Source organism: Flavivirga amylovorans, assembly GCF_030540875.1.
GTDB classification, from domain to species: Bacteria; Bacteroidota; Bacteroidia; order Flavobacteriales; family Flavobacteriaceae; genus Flavivirga; species Flavivirga amylovorans.
Window position 1 is genome coordinate 420,634 of record NZ_JAUOEM010000004.1, and the last position, 21,175, is coordinate 441,808.

Annotated in this window: 13 protein-coding genes and 1 pseudogene; 11 read left to right on the top strand and 3 right to left on the bottom strand. The window is 32.2% G+C overall.

What is annotated here, in order from left to right:
• Positions 1-6: 6 nt before the first annotated feature.
• Entirely contained in the window at positions 7-729 is a 723-nt protein-coding gene (locus Q4Q39_RS13430; RefSeq protein ID WP_303283026.1) for a hypothetical protein, read from the bottom strand.
• 371 nt (positions 730-1,100) lie between these two features.
• Here Q4Q39_RS13430 and Q4Q39_RS13435 point away from each other — a divergent pair, with 371 nt between their 5' ends.
• The 8 genes and pseudogenes from Q4Q39_RS13435 to Q4Q39_RS13470 all read left to right on the top strand — a co-directional run bounded on the left by Q4Q39_RS13435 (position 1,101) and on the right by Q4Q39_RS13470 (position 9,058).
• Positions 1,101-1,262, top strand: coding sequence for a hypothetical protein (locus Q4Q39_RS13435; protein WP_303283027.1), 162 nt, complete (start codon positions 1,101-1,103; stop codon positions 1,260-1,262).
• Between the two features lie 41 nt (positions 1,263-1,303).
• Positions 1,304-2,977: a hypothetical protein gene (locus tag Q4Q39_RS13440; protein WP_303283028.1), complete on the top strand. Its 1,674-nt coding sequence runs from the start codon at positions 1,304-1,306 to the stop codon at positions 2,975-2,977.
• Between the two features lie 10 nt (positions 2,978-2,987).
• Positions 2,988-3,656, top strand: coding sequence for a response regulator transcription factor (locus Q4Q39_RS13445; RefSeq protein ID WP_303283029.1), 669 nt, complete (start codon positions 2,988-2,990; stop codon positions 3,654-3,656).
• 218 nt (positions 3,657-3,874) lie between these two features.
• On the top strand, positions 3,875-4,180 hold the full coding sequence (locus tag Q4Q39_RS13450) for an HNH endonuclease signature motif containing protein (RefSeq protein ID WP_135877203.1): 306 nt from the start codon (positions 3,875-3,877) through the stop codon (positions 4,178-4,180).
• Positions 4,181-4,434: 254 nt separating this feature from the next.
• The gene (locus Q4Q39_RS13455) at positions 4,435-4,635 is read left to right on the top strand and encodes a hypothetical protein (protein ID WP_303283030.1); all 201 of its coding nucleotides are present in this window, start codon (positions 4,435-4,437) and stop codon (positions 4,633-4,635) included.
• A 168-nt stretch (positions 4,636-4,803) separates the two neighbouring features.
• Positions 4,804-5,157, top strand: a pseudogene (locus Q4Q39_RS13460) (IS1595 family transposase); the annotation flags it as partial.
• Between the two features lie 290 nt (positions 5,158-5,447).
• Positions 5,448-6,473: an Abi family protein gene (locus tag Q4Q39_RS13465; RefSeq protein ID WP_303283032.1), complete on the top strand. Its 1,026-nt coding sequence runs from the start codon at positions 5,448-5,450 to the stop codon at positions 6,471-6,473.
• A gap of 983 nt (positions 6,474-7,456) precedes the next feature.
• Positions 7,457-9,058: an MFS transporter gene (locus Q4Q39_RS13470; RefSeq protein WP_303283033.1), complete on the top strand. Its 1,602-nt coding sequence runs from the start codon at positions 7,457-7,459 to the stop codon at positions 9,056-9,058.
• 273 nt (positions 9,059-9,331) lie between these two features.
• Here Q4Q39_RS13470 and bglX read toward each other — a convergent pair whose 3' ends face one another.
• Both bglX and Q4Q39_RS13480 read right to left on the bottom strand, forming a co-directional pair.
• Positions 9,332-11,629: a beta-glucosidase BglX gene (gene bglX, locus Q4Q39_RS13475; RefSeq protein WP_303283034.1), complete on the bottom strand. Its 2,298-nt coding sequence runs from the start codon at positions 11,627-11,629 to the stop codon at positions 9,332-9,334.
• Positions 11,630-12,043: 414 nt separating this feature from the next.
• Positions 12,044-12,919 carry an AraC family transcriptional regulator gene (locus Q4Q39_RS13480; protein ID WP_303283035.1) on the bottom strand — a complete coding sequence of 292 codons (876 nt, stop codon included), beginning with the start codon at positions 12,917-12,919 and terminating at the stop codon, positions 12,044-12,046.
• Positions 12,920-13,165: 246 nt separating this feature from the next.
• Here Q4Q39_RS13480 and Q4Q39_RS13485 point away from each other — a divergent pair, with 246 nt between their 5' ends.
• From Q4Q39_RS13485 to Q4Q39_RS13495, 3 genes are all read left to right on the top strand, one after another.
• On the top strand, positions 13,166-16,144 hold the full coding sequence (locus Q4Q39_RS13485; RefSeq protein WP_303283036.1) for a SusC/RagA family TonB-linked outer membrane protein: 2,979 nt from the start codon (positions 13,166-13,168) through the stop codon (positions 16,142-16,144).
• 25 nt (positions 16,145-16,169) lie between these two features.
• Positions 16,170-17,585 carry a RagB/SusD family nutrient uptake outer membrane protein gene (locus Q4Q39_RS13490; protein ID WP_303283037.1) on the top strand — a complete coding sequence of 472 codons (1,416 nt, stop codon included), beginning with the start codon at positions 16,170-16,172 and terminating at the stop codon, positions 17,583-17,585.
• Positions 17,586-17,854: 269 nt separating this feature from the next.
• On the top strand, positions 17,855-21,175 hold the full coding sequence (locus Q4Q39_RS13495; protein ID WP_303283038.1) for a VCBS repeat-containing protein: 3,321 nt from the start codon (positions 17,855-17,857) through the stop codon (positions 21,173-21,175).

Here is a 21,175-nt window from a genome sequence, read left to right on the forward strand (position 1 = left end):
AAGCTATTATTCTTCAGAGCTGATTTTAATAAAGCTACAGGGCTTTATTTCAGACTGAATAATGGTTTTGGTTATAGAATTCATATATACGCCTTCAAATATTGGATGTTTACTAGCACTTATAAAAAAATCAATGTTATTATTGAGTCTGGTATAATGAACAATTGATTTTTCATTTTTATAGAAAATATAGTCTTTACAATTGCATGGCCTCTTAAATTCTCTTAGAACGATCTCTTGTGATTTATTTTCATTAACTACTTCAGAACATCGTACCTTTTTATAATGATCATTAACCCATATCATGCAGTCTTTTTTGTAATATTTCGAAATAAATAATACTAGCATTATTATTAAAGGCAAGCAGGTGAATAAACCTATCTTTTTTATTTTAATCAGTTTGTTATTAATACTTATAATTTCTTTTCTTAGTTCATTCTTTACTATTTCGTATTCACGATTCTGCTGGAATTTCCTGTAATTTTCATGACCTAAATATTGGCTTAGAATATTTAGATTATGTTCGCTTGGAGTTCTTCGTTCGCTTTTTTTATCTAAAATATAACCATCGTAATATCTGGTGAGAGTTCTTTCTGTAATTTTTTCATTTAATACGTCTTCAAGATATCTTGAAATTCCATAAGCCTTCGTTTTTTTAGATGCTTTTATGGCTTTTACAAATACCAATTCAATTAATTCCTGAATTAATTCGTCTTTTCCTAGTTCCACTATTATGTTCTTTTAAGGGTTTAATGTATTGTAGGTCAGCGCTTTAATTAAATTTGGTTTCTGTGTCAAAAAGATGTCAAAAAGTTGACAATAGCGTGTCAACAATTGTTTTTAATAACCTTACGTAATTCGCTTCAGAATCAATTCAAGTTATATCGTGCTAACATAATAAATGTGTAAAACTGAATTGTGCGGAAAACCGTAAAGTGATAAACGAATGGTTGCATTGGGAAGTAATTATTTGTTATCACTATACAGTCTCCACTTCCCAAAACAACAAAAATTAATAACCCAAAAGGGGTTGCTGTTGCTGTAAACAAAGTTATCTGAGTAAAAGCTCGGACAGGGATCTCTTTGCAAAATTTTAAATTATGAAAACCATTTTATATGTATTTGTATTTCTTTTAATTGGAGCTAACTTTATGTCATGTACACCTCAAAACACGACTGATGCTGACGTACAAGGGATAAATATTCAAGATCTCCCAGATTGTTGTGGAGACGGAGGGAATATTCCTCCGCCAACGTCGTAAAAACTGATTGCTGAATAAAAATTAGTTATTACATTAGGGGAATGAAATATACCATATTATCATTCCTCTTTTTTTTTGTTGTTAAAAATGGGTTTGGAGCTAAGGTTATTAACAGTAGGCAATTAGATAGCTTGAGCTATTATAGTCATATGGCCAATAATCCTACAACAGATTCAAGTCTTATAACAGCGTATGCTTTTTATGAACGAAAAAAAAATGAAAGTATTAAGTCAAATGATACTGGATCTACAATTCGTCATTTAAGACAAATAGCTATTATACAGAATGAGTTAGGAGATTATTTTGGAGCCGAAATATCGGTTGTCGAGGCATTAAAACTGCTGGAGACTATAAAGGATTCTAAGAATGTTATAAATAATAAGATTGGTTTGTATAACCAGTTAGGGCGAATTTATTTGGCGTTGTTAGATTATGAAGGAGCTATTAGATACTTTGATGAAGGGTTAAAGATCGCTAAGCTTAAAGATTACATTAATATTATTCAGAATAACAAGGCGTTGGTATATATCCGACAGCATAGATATGAATTGGCCGAAAATGAATTTTTAAAAGTCTATAAAAATAGCCTTTTACAAGATGACAAAAAACAATTATCGAGAGCTTTAGATAATTTAGGGTTTGTTCAATCAAAACTCAATAAACCAGAAGGGGTAGAGAAATTAATGACAGCCTTGAAGCAGAGAATAGCCATAAAAGATAATGCAGGAATCTATTCAAGTTATAAGCATTTGGCAGAGATTTATAAAGATCGGGAAGATTTAGAAAAAGTTGCTTATTACGCTCATAAAGGCTATGAGGTAGCAAAAACGATTAATAGCCCATCCTTTATAAAAGATGCTTTGTCAGGCCTTATAAATTTAAATCAAGATAACAATATTGCTGAATACGTAAAAATTCTAGATAGCATAACTTTAGCAAAGCAAGTACAGGAGAATAAGTATGCTAAAATGAAATACGATTATACTGAAAAGGAGAAATTAGCAAAAGAGAATGAGCTTGCTAGAGAAAAGGAAAAAGGTTTAAAAATCTTTTATTTGTTTATAGCAGGTTTTATTTTATTGATATCAGTATTCTTATTCTTCATTTTAAAATCTAGACATAAAAAAGAGAATATCAAGAAAGTGTACAGGGCAGAAACGCGTATGTCTAAAAAAGTTCATGATGAGGTTGCAAATGATGTGTCAAGTCTTATGAGTTTTGTTGAAAATGATTTGGAAATTAAGGCAGATAAAAAGATAGAATTATTAGATGTTTTAGAAGATATTTATTTGCGTACACGAGATATATCGACTCAAACTGCTAGTATTGATTTAATTAATTTCACTGAAAGTCTTGAATATTTGCTAATTCAGCATAAGCGAAAAGGAACAAAAATTATTACGAATAAAATAAGTACTATTAATTGGTCAAAAGTTCCCGATCATAAAAAAATGGCCATTTTTAGAAGTGTTCAAGAGTTATTGGTTAATATGAAAAAGCATAGCCAAGCTAAAGTGGTGAGTTTAGTGTTTAAAGAAGATCGTCGTAAAAAGGAGATTATCTATTCAGATGATGGGATTGGTGTTTCAATAAAGGATGTTAAATTGAATGGATTGCTAAATGTGGAATCCCGTATTAATAATATTGGAGGAAGTTTTAATTTTATCACTTCAAAAGGAAACGGCTTTAAAGCTGTATTAAAGTTTAATAGTTAATGTTTTCATTATGTTTCAAAAGGTTTTAATTGCAGAAGATCAGAATTCAATTCATAAAGGTTTAGAGAATATACTTAAGGATTTAAAAATTAAAGAAATAGCTACGGCTCAATATTGTGACGATGCACTCTTGAAAATTAAAGCATCTTTAAATACGGCAAATCCAATTGAGCTTTTAATAACAGATTTATCTTTTAAGGAAGATCATCGAGATAGAACATTAACATCGGGGCAAGAATTAATACGAGCAGTCATGGATGTGCAACCTGAATTAAAGATTATTGTATTCTCAGTAGAGCATCGTATTGGCAAAATAAAAAAATTGATAGAAGTTTCTAAAGTAGATGCTTATGTTGAGAAAGGACGAGAAGAATCAAGAGAGATGATAAAAGCAGTCCGAGCAGTGTTAAAAGACGAAATTTATTACTCGCATAATCTGGCTCAATTAATTCGAAGTGCTGATGATATATCCCAAACAGATATATATGATGAATTACTTTTGCAATTATTAGCAAAGGGATTAAAAAGAAACCAAATTGCTTCATATTTTGAAGAAAAAGATTTACCTGCACGTAGTTTAAGAAGTATTGAAAAACGTATTAATAAGCTTAAAGTACTTTTCGATGCTAATACATCCGAACAACTCGTTGCTATTGCTATAGATAGAGGCATAATTTAGATTATTTTAAAACTATTTTTTTGTATTTACGGTTTTCCGCATAAAACTATTGTTTAATAATAATAGTTTTGAAATGCTATTAATGATTATCAATAATTATCATAAGCAAAAATAACTATTGGCATGGGTTAGAGCGTGCGTTTCGTTATCATGCTTGGGGGTTGATTGATTTTAGAAGTGTTTTAGGTTTACATATAATTAATTTTTAAGAATAAAATATGGAAAGAAAGCCAAACACGGATAAAGTTGGTAAAAAGTGGAGTGAATTTCAAAAAGTGGCAGTTTGGAAAAAAGGAAAGGTCATTTCTGGGATAGATGCAGATATTTGTAGAAATGACGAGTTAGGAAAAAGAATAAAATGGGGGCATCACGGTAATAGAGAATCTTCTTATGGGTGGGAAATTGACCATATAAACCCCGTATCAAATGGTGGAGCCGACAATATTGATAATTTACAGCCTCTTCATTGGAAAAATAATACTGAAAAAGCAGATAAGCTAGACTGGATAGAAGTCCTTAAATGAAATAAGATAGTTACTATCCATATTTCAAGGAAAGCACCAGTATGTAAGGTGTCGTGAACATGATTTTTAAGACATTTCAACACTTTTTGTGTTAAGTATAGCAAATACTAGATGCAATAACTTTAAATTCTATGTGTGTTTAGTGTTCCTATTTCTACCACAAAAAACCATAGATGGCAGAAAGAATAATAAGAATTATGTACGCTATCATGTTAAAAGATTTTTCAGTTTTAAAAATTTGAGGATCAAGTACAATGGCTTTTCTATTATTGGTTTTATTAGAAAATACAAAATACAGACAAACAACATTCATAAATAAAAGTAATGCACCAAACCAAGAGGGAAGAATAATATCATTAGTGAATATTCTAAGAACAAATGGAATGGAGGTTAGTAACATCGTACCGAGAATAACCAATGCAGATTTCGAATCTGTTTTTTTGTCTACAGAATAAGGTTTATCAAGATAAGATAAAGAAACTATTAGCGTGGATAATACAACAAACGAAATAGTCATACGGTAGAAAAAAGGTAAATCAGTCATCAAAAATAACCCTATGGACAAAGGGATACATAATAGTGCAACCCATAGTGCTGCTTTTGCACTGGTTCGTTTCCAAAACATGCCAAATATAATAGCAACAAACGCACCAGGACTTATAGAACGAAACGGCAAAGTCGTTCTAAAACATGTTCCTAGTGCTGATCTAAATAATGTAGGCAAGCTTATTAGTAAGCACGTTCCTAAAGGTTCTACTATATATTCTGATGAAGCACCAGTATATAATCACTTGAAAAAGTTTTATACGCATGACAATGTTAAGCATTCACTTAATATTTATGTTGAGGGTTCTGTACATACCAATACTATTGAAAACTTTTGGAGTGTTTTAAAGCGTGGTTTATATGGTATATATCACCAAGTAAGCGATAAACATTTAGAACGCTATTTAGATGAATTTAGCGCACGTTTTAATACTATAGATTTGTCTAGTCAACAGCGTTTTGAAAAGTTTTTGGTGGATAGTGAGAGTGTTTTGAGTTATAAAAGGTTAACCTTAAAACACTAAAATTAATTCTCATACTCAAAGGGTTAAATGACTGACAATGTGATTTTTATAATTTATTAAATGTTAAAATTTATCAAAAAAAGGGTAAAAAAGGGTAAAAAAGGGGTAAATTTTTGTATATTTGTACACAACAAACCACTCCCGCCTATCTACGATGCGCATTAGGAGTGGTAATTTATTTTATAGCCTTACTTAAATTGAAGATATACGTTAAACCACCTCTTTCTTATCAAGAGCAATTAGATAAACTCATTGAACGCGGTTTAACTGTAGAGCATCCAGATAAAGCACTTCACTTATTAGAAAATTTAAGTTACTATAGATTAAGCGGATATCTTTATCCTATGCTCTCTGAACCAAAGGAAGCGCATAAATTCAAGGAAAACAGTACTCTTGAAAATGCTTTTAAAATATATTGTTTTGATAGAGAATTAAAGCAATTACTATCTAGTGAAATAGAAAAAATAGAAGTGTCTTTCAGAGCGAAAATAACATATGTTCTTTCGCATAAGTATGATGCTTTTTGGTATACTTATGAAAGGTTATTTAAATCAAATGATACGCATAGAAGAAGTTTAGATAGTACTTATGCTATGGTTAACGAAAGTACTGAGGACTTTGCAATAAAATTTAAACAAAACTATGTGAATACTTATTTACCTAGTTGGATGGCGTTAGAAATAGTTACTTTCACGCATCTTTCTAAACTATACAGTAATCTTATAGACTCATCTGCTAAAACCGAGATTGCTGCCTTTTATGGAGTTAATACTCCTATTTTAGAAAATTGGTTAATGATAATAACTTATACTAGAAATATTTGTGCTCATCACTCACGTTTTTGGAATAGAAGATTGTCTTATAAATTATCTAAATTTAAAAAGCAGCCAATTTATGATTGGGTTGACATGACAGATATTCCAAAAAACTCGTCTTATGCTTATATTTGTATAGTTAAATATTTATCAGATAGAGTAAACCCTAAAAATACCTTTAAAGAAAAAATACTTGGTCTTTTAGATAAATATCCAAATATAGATAATTATAAAGGAATGTCATTTCCTCAAGATTGGAGAGAACAACCTTTATGGAAAAATAATTTAAACAATACTGCTTTGGTTAAAGAAAAAGAACAAAAACCTAAAGAAGAACCTTTAAAAATAAACACTTCTTTAGACGACGTATTAAAAGCTTCCATTCCTAAGCCAAAAGAAAAGGAATAGCATCGGTTTTGACCGTAAGTTAGAGTTAAGCGTTACGCTAACATTAACTAGTGCGACACGTTATTTGAGATAATACACCTTTAATTTGATTTATTCGGCAAGATGCTCACGCTCTGGAAATCTGAATAAGTAGATTCTATACGTGGATTAAAGGACTTCGCTCAAAAAAATAGCCGTTCTGGGCTAGATTCAAAAACTATTCTTGTTTGTGGTAAGTTGTATATAGATGCCGAAAAACTTAATGCTAACCCTATAATTTGAATGGTGATTATTGATACTTTTATAATCCAATATTCTATATAAGCAAAAGAATTTTCAGTAAGAAAATAGTGATCCCTTAAAGTTAAATCTCCCAGCAAAATGTAGTACGATTTTATGAAAAAATAGCAAAACATAATACAAAAAAACATGAATAATAACTGAAATGCTTTTTTATGAGATAAAGGCTTCACATTGTGAGAGATTAAGGTTAGTTTGTAAAGTGCAATTGGTGTGAATGCTGACCAAGGGAGGTAAGCAAGGGTGAAATTTGGAGAATAAAAAAATAGATTAAATAAGCCAACATAGTTAAATAAATCTAATACAATAGATAGTACAAGTGTGCTATACCAAAGCGTTAATTTTTTGTCGGAATAAGAAAGAAGTAAAATATATAAAAGAAACAAATTAAGCAGCCCGAAAATATGATAATGCTTTAATATTTCTGACAGGATATGAGACATTCTACTAATCTAGTATTTAAATTAAAATGTTGAATTTAATATAATTTATTTAATCTTAAATAGAATAATGAACCTTGTGTTATGCATATATAAGAGTTTGTGGTACAAAATAGTTTTTTGATAAGCTAAATGAAAGAATAATATCGGATTTGACAGAAAAAGTATTTAACTTGATACCATGAAATAGCTAATTTAACCTCCAATTAACTGATTAAACATAAGTGCTAACAAGGCTTGTTTAATTTTAAGAATAATGTGTCTATGATAAAAGATAGAGTCTCAATAAAAGAAAAAATAGGATATGCTTTAGGAGATGGGGCTGCAAATATAGCTTGGAGAGGCGTTGCGACATTTTTGTTTATATTTTACACCGATGTTTTTGGGTTAAACCCAGCAACAGTGGGTGTGTTATTTTTAGTAGCTCGATTTAGTGATGGTATCAGTGATATAGTAATGGGAATTATAGGAGATAGAACGATATCTAAATACGGGAAATTTCGCCCCTGGATTTTATGGACTGCGATTCCATTAGCAACTATTCTATCATTACTTTTTACAAGCCCAGAGTTAAGTGATTCGGGGAAAATAACATATGCCTATATCACCTATATCTTATTCACACTTATTTATACCGCTAATAATATTCCTTATGGAGCGTTAATGGCTGTTATGACTGGAGATGATAAAGTGAGAACAAGTATAGGATCTTATAGAATGGTTGGTGCTTTTGGGGGTGGAATGCTGGTCCAGGGCGTGTTACTTTTTTTAGTTGCATATTTTGGGAATATAGATCCGACCATTAAGGTTGATAAATTAAATGAAAAGACGTATAGAGTTGAGGTGTCTGCGCCATCAGATGTATCTAATGTTAATATAAAAACAGAAGACGGCATTGCTTTGTTTACTTGGGATGATAGAACTATTAGTAAAAGAGAAAATACGCCTACACATGCGAAAAGTTTTTCTGTTGAAGCGAATAAATCATATAGATTTATTGTAACTGGAGAAGCAAATATTAATGCTGATAAAATCTCTATCATTGATCAAAAACAAGGTTATGGTAATTCTATGTACTTGCTTTCAGTGTTTTTGGCTGTTTTTATGTTTATAACATTTTACACAACAAAGGAAAGGGTTAGACCTCCTAAAGATCAGAAAAGTGACCTAGGAAAAGATATAAAAGATTTAATAACTAATAAGCCATGGTTGGTTTTATTAGCGGTTGGTTTGTTGTTTAATATTTATAATTCAATAAAGCAAGGTATTGTTGTTATCTATTTTACTCATTATTTAAACGATCAATTATTAGCTGCAAGTTTTTTAGTAGGATTGATGCTGGCTTCTATCGCTGGAGCCATAATAACGGCGCCTTTAGGAAAAAAATTAGGCAAACGAAACCTGTTTATTTATGCTCTAATTTTGTCTGGTTTGGTAAATGCATTACTGGTTTTTTGTGGCCCAAATGATGTCGTCACTATTTTTACTATAGGTATCGTTTCAGAGTTTTTAGCAGCTATTTTCCCTACATTGTTTTTTGTAATGCTAGGAGATGCGGCAGATTACTCAGAGTTTAAAAATGGTCGTCGTGCTACGGGGCTTATATATTCAGCAGGATCATTTGCTACAAAGTTTGGAGGTGGTATAGCTGGTGCTATTATCGGTTTTGTTTTGGCTAGCTTTAGTTATGATGGTCAAGATGCTGTAGCTATTAGTGGAGCCATTCCAGGTATCATTATGTTAATGAGTTGGATTCCAGCAATAGTATCTTTAATTGCTGCAGGCTTCATGTTTTTCTATCCGTTAAATAAAAAGAAATTAGACGAGGTAACTTTAGAGTTAAATGCTAGAAGAACATCAGAATAGTTATGGGAATAAATGAATTATATTGATTTCTGTTGGCGTTATTAAAAGATGCAGGTTTGTATTAAATATAAAATATGTTTGCGTTGCGTGTATTTGGAGTCCCTTAACTAGAGGTTTTGAACACACGCTTCCTAATTATTAGGAAAATGTTGGAAATTTAAGTGAATAATAATTGAATGTAAATTTTAAAGAATCATTCAAAATAAAACCAAAAGAAAAAGAAACACTAACATGGTTGGTGTTCCTTTTTGCAAAATGATTAAGTGTTGTTTGCTACTTTAGCTCAAAATGAGTGTTTAAAGTTTTGTTAGAACTACCTCCTACAAAAATTTCAAAGTCTCCAGGCTCTATAATAAAATCACCTTGATTATTATAAAAACCTAAACTAGCTTTATTTAAAGTGAAATTAACTATTTTAGTTTCGTCAGGTTGCAATTCAATTAGCTCAAAACCTTTTAATTCTTTTACAGGGCGTGTTGTGCTTGCTACAAGGTCTCTAATGTAAAGTTGAACAACTTCTTTGCCAACTACTTTGCCGGTATTGGTAATGTTGATAGAAACATGAATATCCTCATCGAGATTAAACACCTTTTTATTAAGAGCCAAATTACCATATTCAAAAGTTGTATAGCTTAAACCATACCCAAACGGGTAAAGTGGTGTGTTTTCAACATCGCTATAATGAGACCAGAAAACTAAGTTAGGATTGTCTTTATCCTTAGCAGGTCGTCCTGTGTTTTTGTGGTTATAGTATATTGGTATTTGCCCGACGTTTCTGGGGAAAGTCATAGGAAGCTTGCCACTTGGATTATAGTCTCCATATAAAACTTGTGCCACAGCATGCCCTGCTTGTGTGCCAAGTTGCCATGTTTCAAGAATAGCTGGTATATGCTTATCTGCCCAGTTTATAGATAGAGGTCTTCCGTTGTTTAATACTAAAACAATGTTTTTGTTTGCTTTGTAAACGGTTTCTAGTAGCTCTTGCTGAACTCCGGGTAAATTAATATCGGTTCTACTCCTGGCTTCGCCACTTTGAAAACCATGCTCTCCTAAAACCATTACGACCACATCTGCATTTTTGGCTGCATTTACAGCATCTGTAAATTCACTTTTATCAGTTGTGTTTATTTTAATTTCATTTACGAATTGGGTACCACCAACAGTTACATCTGCCCCTTTTTTATAAACTAAATTATTGCCTTTGTAGTTTTGCATTCCTTCTAGTACGGAAACTGCAGTACTGTCTTTGGATGCTATTCTCCAGCTACCTAATGGACTGTTTTTTTCATTTGCTAAAGCTCCAATTAAGACAATATTTTGACCTTCTTTTTTTAGAGGTAATAACTGATTTTCATTTTTAAGTAGAACAATAGATTTTTTGGCCATATCTAATACATCACTTAAATGTTTTGGGCTGTTTACAACTTCTTTCTCTCTAGTTTCATCGCAATACCTGTAGGGATCGTCGAACAATCCTAATTCAAATTTTACAGTTAAAATTCTACTAACTGCATCATTAATAACCTCTTCTTCGATAACACCATCCTTTACCAATTGCTCTAATTCGTTTACGTAAATATGTGATTCCATGTCCATGTCAGAACCTGCCAATGCCGCCATTTCTGCAGCACTTCTGTTGTCTTTTGCATATCCCCAAACAACAAGTTCTTTTATAGAGGCCCAATCTGAAATTACAAAACCTTTAAAGTCCCATTTGTCCTTTAAAATATCTCTTAGTAGATGCTTATTTCCAGTAGCAGGTACACCATCGTACTCATTAAACGCGTTCATTAAAGTTTTAACATCGGCTTCTACAGCTGCTTTAAACGGAGGTAGTACCACATTGTGCAATGTAGAATTTCCTATGTCTACTGTATTGTATTCTTTTCCTGCTTCAGAAAATCCATAAGCGGCAAAATGTTTGGCGCAAGCAGCTATGGTATTTACAGCAGATAAATCATCTCCCTGAAAACCTTTAACTCTTGCAACTGCAATTTTGCTTCCCAAAAAAGGATCTTCTCCTGCACCTTCCATGACACGTCCCCATCTGGCGTCTCTAGAGATATCTACCATTGGCGCAAACGTCCAGTTTATACCAGCAGCAGATGCTTCGGCTGCAGCAACTTGAGCAGATTTCTCTATAGCTTCTAAATCCCAACTAGCGGCTTCTGCTAAGGGTATGGGGCTTAATGTTTTGTAACCATGAATAACATCAAAGCCTATTATTAATGGAATTCCTAATCTAGATTCTTCAACAGCAATTTTTTGTACAGCTCGAACTGCTTTTGTCCCTCTTACAGAAAGCATAGAACCGACAAGCCCATTTTTTAAGTGCTCGTATTTTTTTTCGGCATCTCCACCATTAGGAACAGGACCAGTGACATCCCAAAAACCATTATATTGGTTCATTTGACCAATTTTTTCTTTTAGTGTCATTATTTTAATGAGAGAATCTACTTTTTCATTGATTGAATCTACCTTAGAATAGGTTATAGTATTTTCATTGTGATTATCGGTGCAAGCCATAAACATTATTGTTACTATTATATATGTAATAAGTTTAAATTTCATATTCATGATAAAAGATTAACAACTCTATTAAAATGTTAATTATCAGCAACTTGTGTTTTTTAAATGCTGTAAAAATTATTAGATGTTATATTATTTATGTTTTGTATAATACTATTTTTTCATTTTAATAAACAAAAATAGTCACACTTTAATAATGATCTAACATAATTCTATGCGGTGCTTTTTGATACATAGAACCTCTTGTATCTCGCTGATATATTGATTTTAATGAATTTTTGTTTTTATGATAAAAGCTCAAGCTGTTATTTTTACGAATATGTTTTACAAAAATAGATGTATTAGCACGTATTAAATTGCCTTTTATAATCAAATAATGATACTATTTTTTATTCATATAAGTAAAAAAAGGAAGTGTGTAATTTTTAAATAAGCGAATTTATAGAAGGATAAATTCTACAATACTCGCTTGATGCAAGCGTTAAAGTCTTCTCTAAATTCACTAGGGGTCGCATTTTTTTCCTTTTTAAAAATGCGATTAAAGTTTGCTATATTATTAAATCCACATTTAAAACTTATTTCGGCAATACTTAAATCTGTTTCTAAAAGTAATTTGCTGGCTTGACTAATACGGGTGCTGTTTACATATATTACAAAGGTTTTACCTGTTCGCTTTTTTATAAACCGATTAAAGGAAACAGGAGTCATGTTTACTAGGGACGATATTTCATCAAGAGATATTTTTTTGTCGAAATTATTTTGAATATAGTCGTAAACCTTTTTTATTTTTGAACTATTTTCAAAGTCTCTTTTTTGTGTAGTCGAATTAGATAGCATACGTTGTTTTCTTGAATTTGCTAAATCGTAAAGTATAGATATAAACTCTAAATAATAATCTATACCATCCGTTTTTGTTAGCTTTATGAGTCTTGGAGCCATTTCTGTAGAAACCTTTTTTGAAAACAGAATACCATGAGCGGCTTTTTCAAACATATCCTTTATAGGTTTAAATATGTTTCTTGCTAATAGTTTTTCGTCAAGCAGATCGTAATTTATATGTACCGTAATTTCGTGAATTTTTTTGCTCTGGCATTTATGTAGTTCCCATCCGTGAACTAGATTTGAGCCCACAAAGACAAGTTCTATGTCGTCTATTTCTTCAATACTGTCTCCGGCTATTCTCCTAACCCCTTTGCCGTTCTGTATAAAGTTTAATTCGTATTCTGGGTGAAAGTGAATAGGAAAATCGAAATCATCTTTTATCCTGTCAAATACTAAAAAACTATCTTCTGGTGTTAGCTGTGTTATTTCTCTGTGTATATTATCTAGCATTCGATTTGTTTTTGTGATATTGTGAAAAATATATATTAATAATTGATAAAATCATATTATATGCTTGATTATTTTGATGTTAAATTTGTATCACAAACTAAATGTTAACTATTCATTAAATAATATAGGTTATAATATTTGTTCTTTACAAATCTACTCTATTTAATGAAATTATTAAAAATTATTTTTTAATAAACTAATTTACAATTACTTATGAAGAAAAAATTATTTAAAAAATTACTTTTTTTGACAGTTTTTATTTTGAGTCTGTCTATGCATTCTCAAAACATTACTGGTACTATTTCTGACTCAAATGGTCCATTGCCTGGTGCTAATGTTATAGTAAAAGGAACTTCTAATGGAACTGGGGCAGATTTTGATGGAAAGTATAGTCTAACTAATGTAGATGCGAACGCTACATTAATTTTCAGTTATGTCGGATATGAAACGCTTGAAATAGCTGTTGATGGAAAATCGGTTATTGATGTTGTTCTTGTTGAAGACATGAGCGCTTTAAGTGAGATAGTTGTAGTAGGTTACGGAAAAACGTCTAGACGTTTGGTGACAGGGGCAATTTCTTCAGTAAAATCGGAGGATATTAATAGAACGCCAATTACATCTGCAGATCAAGCTTTACAAGGTCAAGCACCTGGGGTTACGGTTATTAATGGAGGGTCTCCCGGGACAGCGCCACAAGTTCAAATACGTGGTTTAGGGACTTTTGGAAACAGTCAGCCATTGTATGTAATAGATGGTATTGTATCTGCTAGTATTAATGAAATTAATCCAAATGATATAGAAACGATGGATGTGTTAAAAGATGCATCTACTGCGGCCATTTATGGATCTAGAGCTTCTAATGGTGTTGTTATCATTACGACTAAAAAAGGTAAAACTGGAAAAACGAAAGTGACTTTCGATTCTTATATATCTTCTCAGAGTGTTCCAAAAACATTAGACTTGCTAGATACAAATCAGTTCAGACAGTATGCTGAAGGAACCTATGGGTTGCCTCCAAGATACACTACGGATGAAGCGTCTACTAGAATTAATACCGATTGGCAAGATGAAGTGTTTCAAACGGCTTTTGTACATAATAGCAATTTAAGTGTCTCTGGAGGAAGTGATACTGCGGTATTTAATATCTCTGCAGGTTATATTGATCAGGAAGGTATCATTATTAACACTGGTTTCAACAGAGCATCTTTAAGAGCGAATAGTGAGTTTAAAATAGGGAACAAATTTAAAATAGGAGAAACCTTGACTATTGCGGATTCTGAAATGAAAAACGAAGAAGAGAATGGAGATAGAACGTTAATAGAGCATATGATTAAATCATTGCCTTATACGCCAGTTTTTAACCCAGCTAACCCTGGAGGTTTTGGAGGAACAGATACGACTTTAGATAATGGTTCAGATCCAGAAAACCCAGTGAGACTTCAAACGATAAGTAGTAATACAACCGATGTATCAAAAATATTAGGATCTTTATACGCTTCTTATGAGTTTATTGATGGTTTAGAGTATAAGTTTCAATATGGTTTTGAAAGAACTTCAACGTCGACAAATATTCACCGTCCTTCTTTTGATGAAGGAATAAATCAGCGTACGGCAGCACAGCTCGATCAGCAAGCAAATATTTTTAACTCAGATACATATACAAATTCGTTAACATACTCAACTACATTTAATGAAGTTCATAATTTGGACTTGTTGGCAGTTGTTGAAAAATTTGAAACTAAAGCTCGAAATAACCGTTCGCAAGCTACAAACCCATTAACAGATGCTGTTACGGTAATTCAAGGGAATGGACAGATTACTAATCAGCTTTTTGAATATGGCTTAATTTCTTATATAGGTAGAGTTAATTATAATTATAATAACAAGTATTTATTATCAGCATCACTTCGTCGAGACGGAACTTCTCGTTTTGGTAAAGGGAATAAATGGGCAAACTTTCCAGCTGTGTCTTTAGGTTGGGTGTTAAGTGAGGAAGAGTTTTTAAAAGACTCTAATACAATAAGTAACTTAAAACTTAGAGCATCTTGGGGAGTTACAGGAAATGATGGATCTGTAGAATATGCTTTTGAATCAGGTTTAATAAATACATATAATTACATAGGTGTAGCAAGGAATGTAGGAGCTTCTAATTTTGGTAGTCCAAATCCAGATTTAAAATGGGAAGAAGCGACTATGACTAATATAGGTTTAGATTTAGGACTTCTTAATAATGCTCTTAATGTATCTTTAGAATATTATAATAATGATATTGAAGACGTTATTGTGCCAATTCCTAATGTGACGTCAGACGGGTTAGGGGCTCTTTTTACGCAACGTAACGGTGCATCTACAAATACTAAAGGATTTGAGTTTAATATTGGTTATAATCATGATAAGGGTGGAGATTTTAGCTGGTCTGCTAATCTAAATCTAGGAACCTCTAAAAATGAAGCAACCAAGCTTAGTGACGACTTATCTTTTATAGAAAGTTCTGTTTTTGAGGGTGAGAATTTATCTAGAATAACAGAGGGAGAATCATTATTCTATTTTTATGGACTTCAAACTGATGGCTTATTTCAGCAAGGTGATGACACTAGTGCGCAACCAAATGCCGCACCAGGGGATATTCGTTTTGTAGATCAAAATGGAGATGGCAGCATAGATAGTAATGATAATGTGAAAATAGGAAACCCTTTCCCTGAATTTACATATGGTATAAATTTATCTGCAAATTATAAAAACTTTGATGCTACGTTATTTTTTAGTGGTGTAAGCGGTAACGATATATACAATACAAATCTATATGATCTGGAAGGTATGACGCGTTTGTTCAATGCTGGAACTGCAGTTTTAGATAGGTGGACACCAACAAATACTAACACATCAGTTCCTAGGTTTACAGCTGATCATTCTGATAATGTAAACCGTTCAGATCGTTTTATAGAAGATGGATCTTATGCTAAACTTAGAAACCTAACTATTGGGTATAGTTTGTCAAAAGCTACATTGTCATCAATTGCAAATGGCGTTTTTTCTAAATTTAGAGTGTATGCTACAGGACAAAACGTATTTACAATAACAGACTATTCTGGTTATGACCCAGAGATTGGAGGAAGCTCCACAGTAACTCCAGGACAGCAATCTGCTGCCGCAGGAGTTGGTATAGATAGAGGGGTTTATCCCCAGCCTAGATCGTTTATTCTTGGTGTTCAACTAGCATTTTAATATATTAATTAGTAATATAAAAAACATGAAAAAAATTAAAATCTTTTTAACTAGCATCGTAGCAATCATTGGAATTCTAATTTCCTGCGATGAATCAGAAATAGACTTAACTAACCCAAATCAATCGTCGCCAGAAGCATTTTTTAAATCTAGTGTGCAATTAGAGGCGGCTGTAACTGCGGCTTATACATATTTACAAGAAGTAGGTAATTATGCCAGATATCAATTCTATATTAATGATAATGTTGCAGGTGAAAACTATGCAGCAGGTAATTTAGAAGCAGATAAAGTTCAAATGATTAATAGGGATATTGATGAAGCTAATAATGGTAATAATCAGTATTGGCAACATAACTATCAAGGTATAGGACGTTGTAATTTTGTTATTGAAAATGAAGCGAACTTTGAAAATATATCTGCTACTGAAATAGCATCAAGATTAGGAGAAGCGAGATTTCTAAGAGGACTTTTTTATTTCAATTTAGTAACTAAATATGGAGAAATACCACTAGTACAGGACTTAGAAATCGTTAGAGGTGGTAGAGCTAAATCATCGGTTGCAGATGTTTACGGTGCTATAGTTGCTGATTTGCAGTTTGCAGCTGATAATTTACCAGCAAAAGGGTCACAAGAGATTGGTAGACCAACTTCAGGAGCAGCATGGGCATTATTGGGTAAAGTATTATTACAAAATGGAGATGCTGTTAGAGCAAAATCTGCTTTGGCAAATGTAACTGGTTACAATCTGGTAGATGATTATAGAAATAATTTCACGGTAGAAGGTGAGCATAATGACGAGTCTATATTTGAGGTGCAGTTTGATGAGTCTACAGGTGATGGAGATTCTTGGAATCAGGATGGAAGAGGGAATTCTGAAACATCGTTTAGAGCCCAAGAATATTCAGGGTGGTATAATGTAAAACCAAGTCAAGCACTTTTAGATGAATTTGAAGATGGAGATACGCGTTATGCAGATACTTTTTATTCTATTGATGATAGTGATAACGGAACTATGACTAATACGTTTAATGAAGGAAGAAATACATTTGTTTCTGGTGGTATAGGTCCAGATGATAACCCGGCTTGGAGAAAATATCAAAATTTAGACGACAGAGATACAGAAACACCAAATAGCGGTATTAATGCTAGAGTACTTCGTTATGCAGACGTTTTGTTAATGCAAGCAGAAGCAGAAATACGTTCAGGTGGAACAGAGGCTGACGCTTTGGCTTTTTTAAATCAGGTAAGAGCAAGAACATCAGTTTCTATGCCGGCTGTTAATGTGTCTGGAGAAACAGCTATATTAGATGCTATAAAGCATGAACGATGGGTAGAATTAGCAGGAGAACAATCCAGGTGGTTAGATCTACAAAGGTTCGATAATGATTCGTATTTGATGCCCATACCAAATATAGAACTACAGGGTAATACTAATTTGTAAACATTGAGTTTAGTTTTTATATTAATTTGATTTATTAGTAAATCCTGTATATACGCTATACAGGATTTTCTATATTTGTTAATGAACTCATTTAGACTTTTAGGATTTATAAGCGAAAATTAGAAGTTTTTGCCTATGTTGAAGACTCTTTAGAGTTGCATAGCAGAGCTACGGAAGGAAAAAAAGACTAAGACAGAGCTGAAAACAGCCATTTTTTAGCAAATTGAAAAAGTCTAAATGAGTTCAATACCCCAAAAATTAGTTTCATTATGAAATTATTCAAAAGTTTTTTACTTTTTACTGTCATTGTTTCTTGTTCAAAAGATATTGGTAAAAAACAGTTTACACTATTAAGTGCAGAAGCATCAGGCATTGATTTTGAAAATACATTAACAGAATCAGACACTCTAAACTATTTTAACTACCCATATATTTACATGGGAGGAGGGATAGCAGTAGGTGATTTTAATAATGATAATTTACAAGACCTGTATTTTACAGGTAATATGGTTAGTAATAAACTATATATCAATAAAGGAACTTTGGCTTTTGAAGATATTACCCAAAAAGCAGATGCAGGTTTATCAAATGACGATTGGTTTTTAGGGGCTACCACAATAGATATAAATAATGATGGATGGTTGGATATTTATTTAAGCGTATCAGGGAAAAAAGAAGCATGCCCCAATAAATTATTGATAAATCAGGGCTTAAACAAAGACGGTTATATAAGTTTTAAAGAAGAAGCCGAAAAATACGGTATTGCAGATAAAGGGCATAGTACGCAGAGTACTTTTTTCGATTATGATAATGATGGAGATTTAGATTTATATGTTGCCAATTATCCTATTACGCCTTTTCAAACAACGCCATACATATTTAAACAGCATATAAAACATGCAGTTTCAAGGCATTCAAACCATTTGTATGAGAATAAAGGTCATGGCGTATTTACTGATATTACAAAAGAAGCAGGTTTACTGTCATATAGCCTGTCTTTAAGTGCAAGTGTTAGTGATTTAAATAATGATGGCTATAAAGATATTTATGTAAGTAACGATTTTGCCAGTGCAGATTTTTGTTATATAAATAATGGTGATGGAACGTTTAGAAATACAATTGAAGAGTCTTTAAAACATACGGCTTTATATGGCATGGGAGCTGATATAGCCGATTTTAATAACGATGGTTTTTTGGATATTTTCCAAGCAGATATGGATGCATCGACCAACAAACGGTCTAAAGCAAATATGGCAAGTATGAATCCTCAGGTATTTTGGGATACTTATAATTCTGGGCTTTATTACCAATACATGCACAATTGTTTACAGCTTAATACAGGTGTTTTAAATTCGGAAAATACACCACAGTTTAATAATGTTTCCAGAATATCTAATACGTCTAGTACTGATTGGAGTTGGGGACCCGTTTTTGCAGATTTAGATAATGATGGTTGGAAAGATTTGTACGTATCTAATGGAACCCGAAGAGAAATAAATAATACCGATTTTTTTAATAATATTAAGAGCGCTAAAAATCCATTTGGAAAAAAGGAAAAAGAAGATAATAGCCTCAAGAATACTTTGAAAATGCCATCGGAGAAAACAGATAATTTTGTGTTTAAGAATTCTAAGGATCTAACATTTGAAAAAATAAACAAGGACTGGGGGTTAGAGTTTAAAGGCTTTTCCAATGGTATTGCTTATGCAGATTTAGATAATGATGGTGATCTTGAAATTATTTTAAATAATATTGATGACAAGGCCGTTATATTTGAAAATAATAATAGTGAAAACAACAACTACATTACTGTCCGATTCAATGGTAAAGAATTAAACCCAAAAGGCATAGGGACAAAATGCACAATTTTTACAAAAGAGGAAAAGCAATTTCAAGAATTAAGTTTGGAACACGGATATATTTCTTCTATGGCTTCACAACTTCACTTCGGAATTGGAAAAGAAACCATAATAGATTCCCTGAAAGTTGAGTGGCAAGATGGTAAAACACAGGTTTTAACTAATATTTTGGTTAATAAAGTATTAGTATTGAATTATAAAGATGCTACATTAAAAGCTATAAAAAAGGAATTAGAAAAAGAATTCTTTTTTAATTCAAAAAGCACGGAATTAGATTCTTTGTTTCTGCATATAGAAAATAGGTATAATGATTATGCAAAAGAAATATTATTGCCTCACAAAACATCCACTTTTGGACCATATATATCAGTTGGAGACCTAAATAAAGATGGATTAGATGATTTTTATGTAAGTGGTGCTTCAAATCAAAAAGGTGGATTGTTCTATCAGAATAAGCACGGATTATTTGATAAAAAGGAATTTAATTTTGAGAATGATGCCATTTGTGAAGATATGGGGTCTTTAATGTTTGATGCAGACAATGATGGCGATCAAGACTTATATGTAGTAAGTGGAGGAAATGAATTTGAACCTCACTCTAATTTACTTCAGGATAGACTTTATAAAAATGACGGTTCAGGTAATTTATCATTATCTAAAGAAGCTCTGCCAGAAATGATTACCAGTGGTTCTCGTGTTTATAATTTCGATTATGATAAAGATGGTGATCAAGATTTACTTATTTGTGGCAGATTAGTTCCGGGGAACTATCCATCACCAGCAAAAACCTATATTTTAGAAAACGTTAGTACGCCAGAAACTATTAAATTTTTAGATGTTACAAATGTTTTAATCTCAGAATTCAATAAGCTGGGATTAGTAACCTCTGCAAGTATTGAAGATGTAGATAAAGATGGTTGGAAAGATATTGTTGTTGTTGGAGAGTGGACGCCCATAAAAGTTTTTAAAAATAATCAAGGAAAAAACTTTGAAGATATCTCTGAAAGTTTAGGATTGACAGATACAACAGGATGGTGGTTTAGCTTTGCGAGTGGCGATTTTGATAATGATGGAGATATCGATTTTGTCGCAGGAAATCTAGGGCTTAATTATAAATATAAATCATTTGAAGATGAAACCTTCGATATCTATTTCAATGATTTTGATGATAATAATAGAAATGATATCGTTCTTAGCTATTACAACGAGGGTAAAAAATATCCAGTTAGAGGACGTTCATGTTCATCTTCTCAGGTTGGAGAAATCAAGAAAAAATTTAAAACCTATAACGAATTTGCAGAAGCCACTCTAGTGGACGTATATGGGGAAGAAGAGTTGGAAAACTCATTGCACTATCAAGTAAATACATTTGCAACCTCATACATCGAGAATAAAGAAGGCACTTTTGTTTTGCATAAACTGCCCAATGAGGTGCAGCTATCAAGTATCAATCAGATACTCGTAAAAGACTTTAATAATGATGGAAATTTAGACTTGGTAGTAGCAGGGAATTTATATGGTTCAGAGATTGAAACGCCTAGAAATGATGCAGGAACAGGTGTGTTTTTGGCAGGAAACGGTCAAGGTGCATTTACGCCTTATAGTATTAAGGAAAGTGGATTTTATGTGCCAAAAGATGTTAAGGATTTAGCACTGATACAGGTTGGTGAAAAACAAATGATTATTGCTTCAAATAATAATGACTTCCTTAAGTTTATTGAGGTTAAATAA

What these genes read in the sequence shown, in the direction of transcription:
- Q4Q39_RS13435 (WP_303283027.1), top strand. Translation starts at nt 1,101, where the DNA reads ATGAAAACCATTTTATATGTATTTGTATTTCTTTTAATTGGAGCTAAC.
- Q4Q39_RS13440 (WP_303283028.1), top strand. Translation starts at nt 1,304, where the DNA reads ATGAAATATACCATATTATCATTCCTCTTTTTTTTTGTTGTTAAAAAT.
- Q4Q39_RS13445 (WP_303283029.1), top strand. Translation starts at nt 2,988, where the DNA reads ATGTTTCAAAAGGTTTTAATTGCAGAAGATCAGAATTCAATTCATAAA.
- Q4Q39_RS13450 (WP_135877203.1), top strand. Translation starts at nt 3,875, where the DNA reads ATGGAAAGAAAGCCAAACACGGATAAAGTTGGTAAAAAGTGGAGTGAA.
- Q4Q39_RS13455 (WP_303283030.1), top strand. Translation starts at nt 4,435, where the DNA reads ATGGCTTTTCTATTATTGGTTTTATTAGAAAATACAAAATACAGACAA.
- Q4Q39_RS13470 (WP_303283033.1), top strand. Translation starts at nt 7,457, where the DNA reads ATGATAAAAGATAGAGTCTCAATAAAAGAAAAAATAGGATATGCTTTA.
- bglX (WP_303283034.1), bottom strand. Translation starts at nt 11,629, where the DNA reads ATGAAATTTAAACTTATTACATATATAATAGTAACAATAATGTTTATG.
- Q4Q39_RS13480 (WP_303283035.1), bottom strand. Translation starts at nt 12,919, where the DNA reads ATGCTAGATAATATACACAGAGAAATAACACAGCTAACACCAGAAGAT.
- Q4Q39_RS13490 (WP_303283037.1), top strand. Translation starts at nt 16,170, where the DNA reads ATGAAAAAAATTAAAATCTTTTTAACTAGCATCGTAGCAATCATTGGA.
- Q4Q39_RS13495 (WP_303283038.1), top strand. Translation starts at nt 17,855, where the DNA reads ATGAAATTATTCAAAAGTTTTTTACTTTTTACTGTCATTGTTTCTTGT.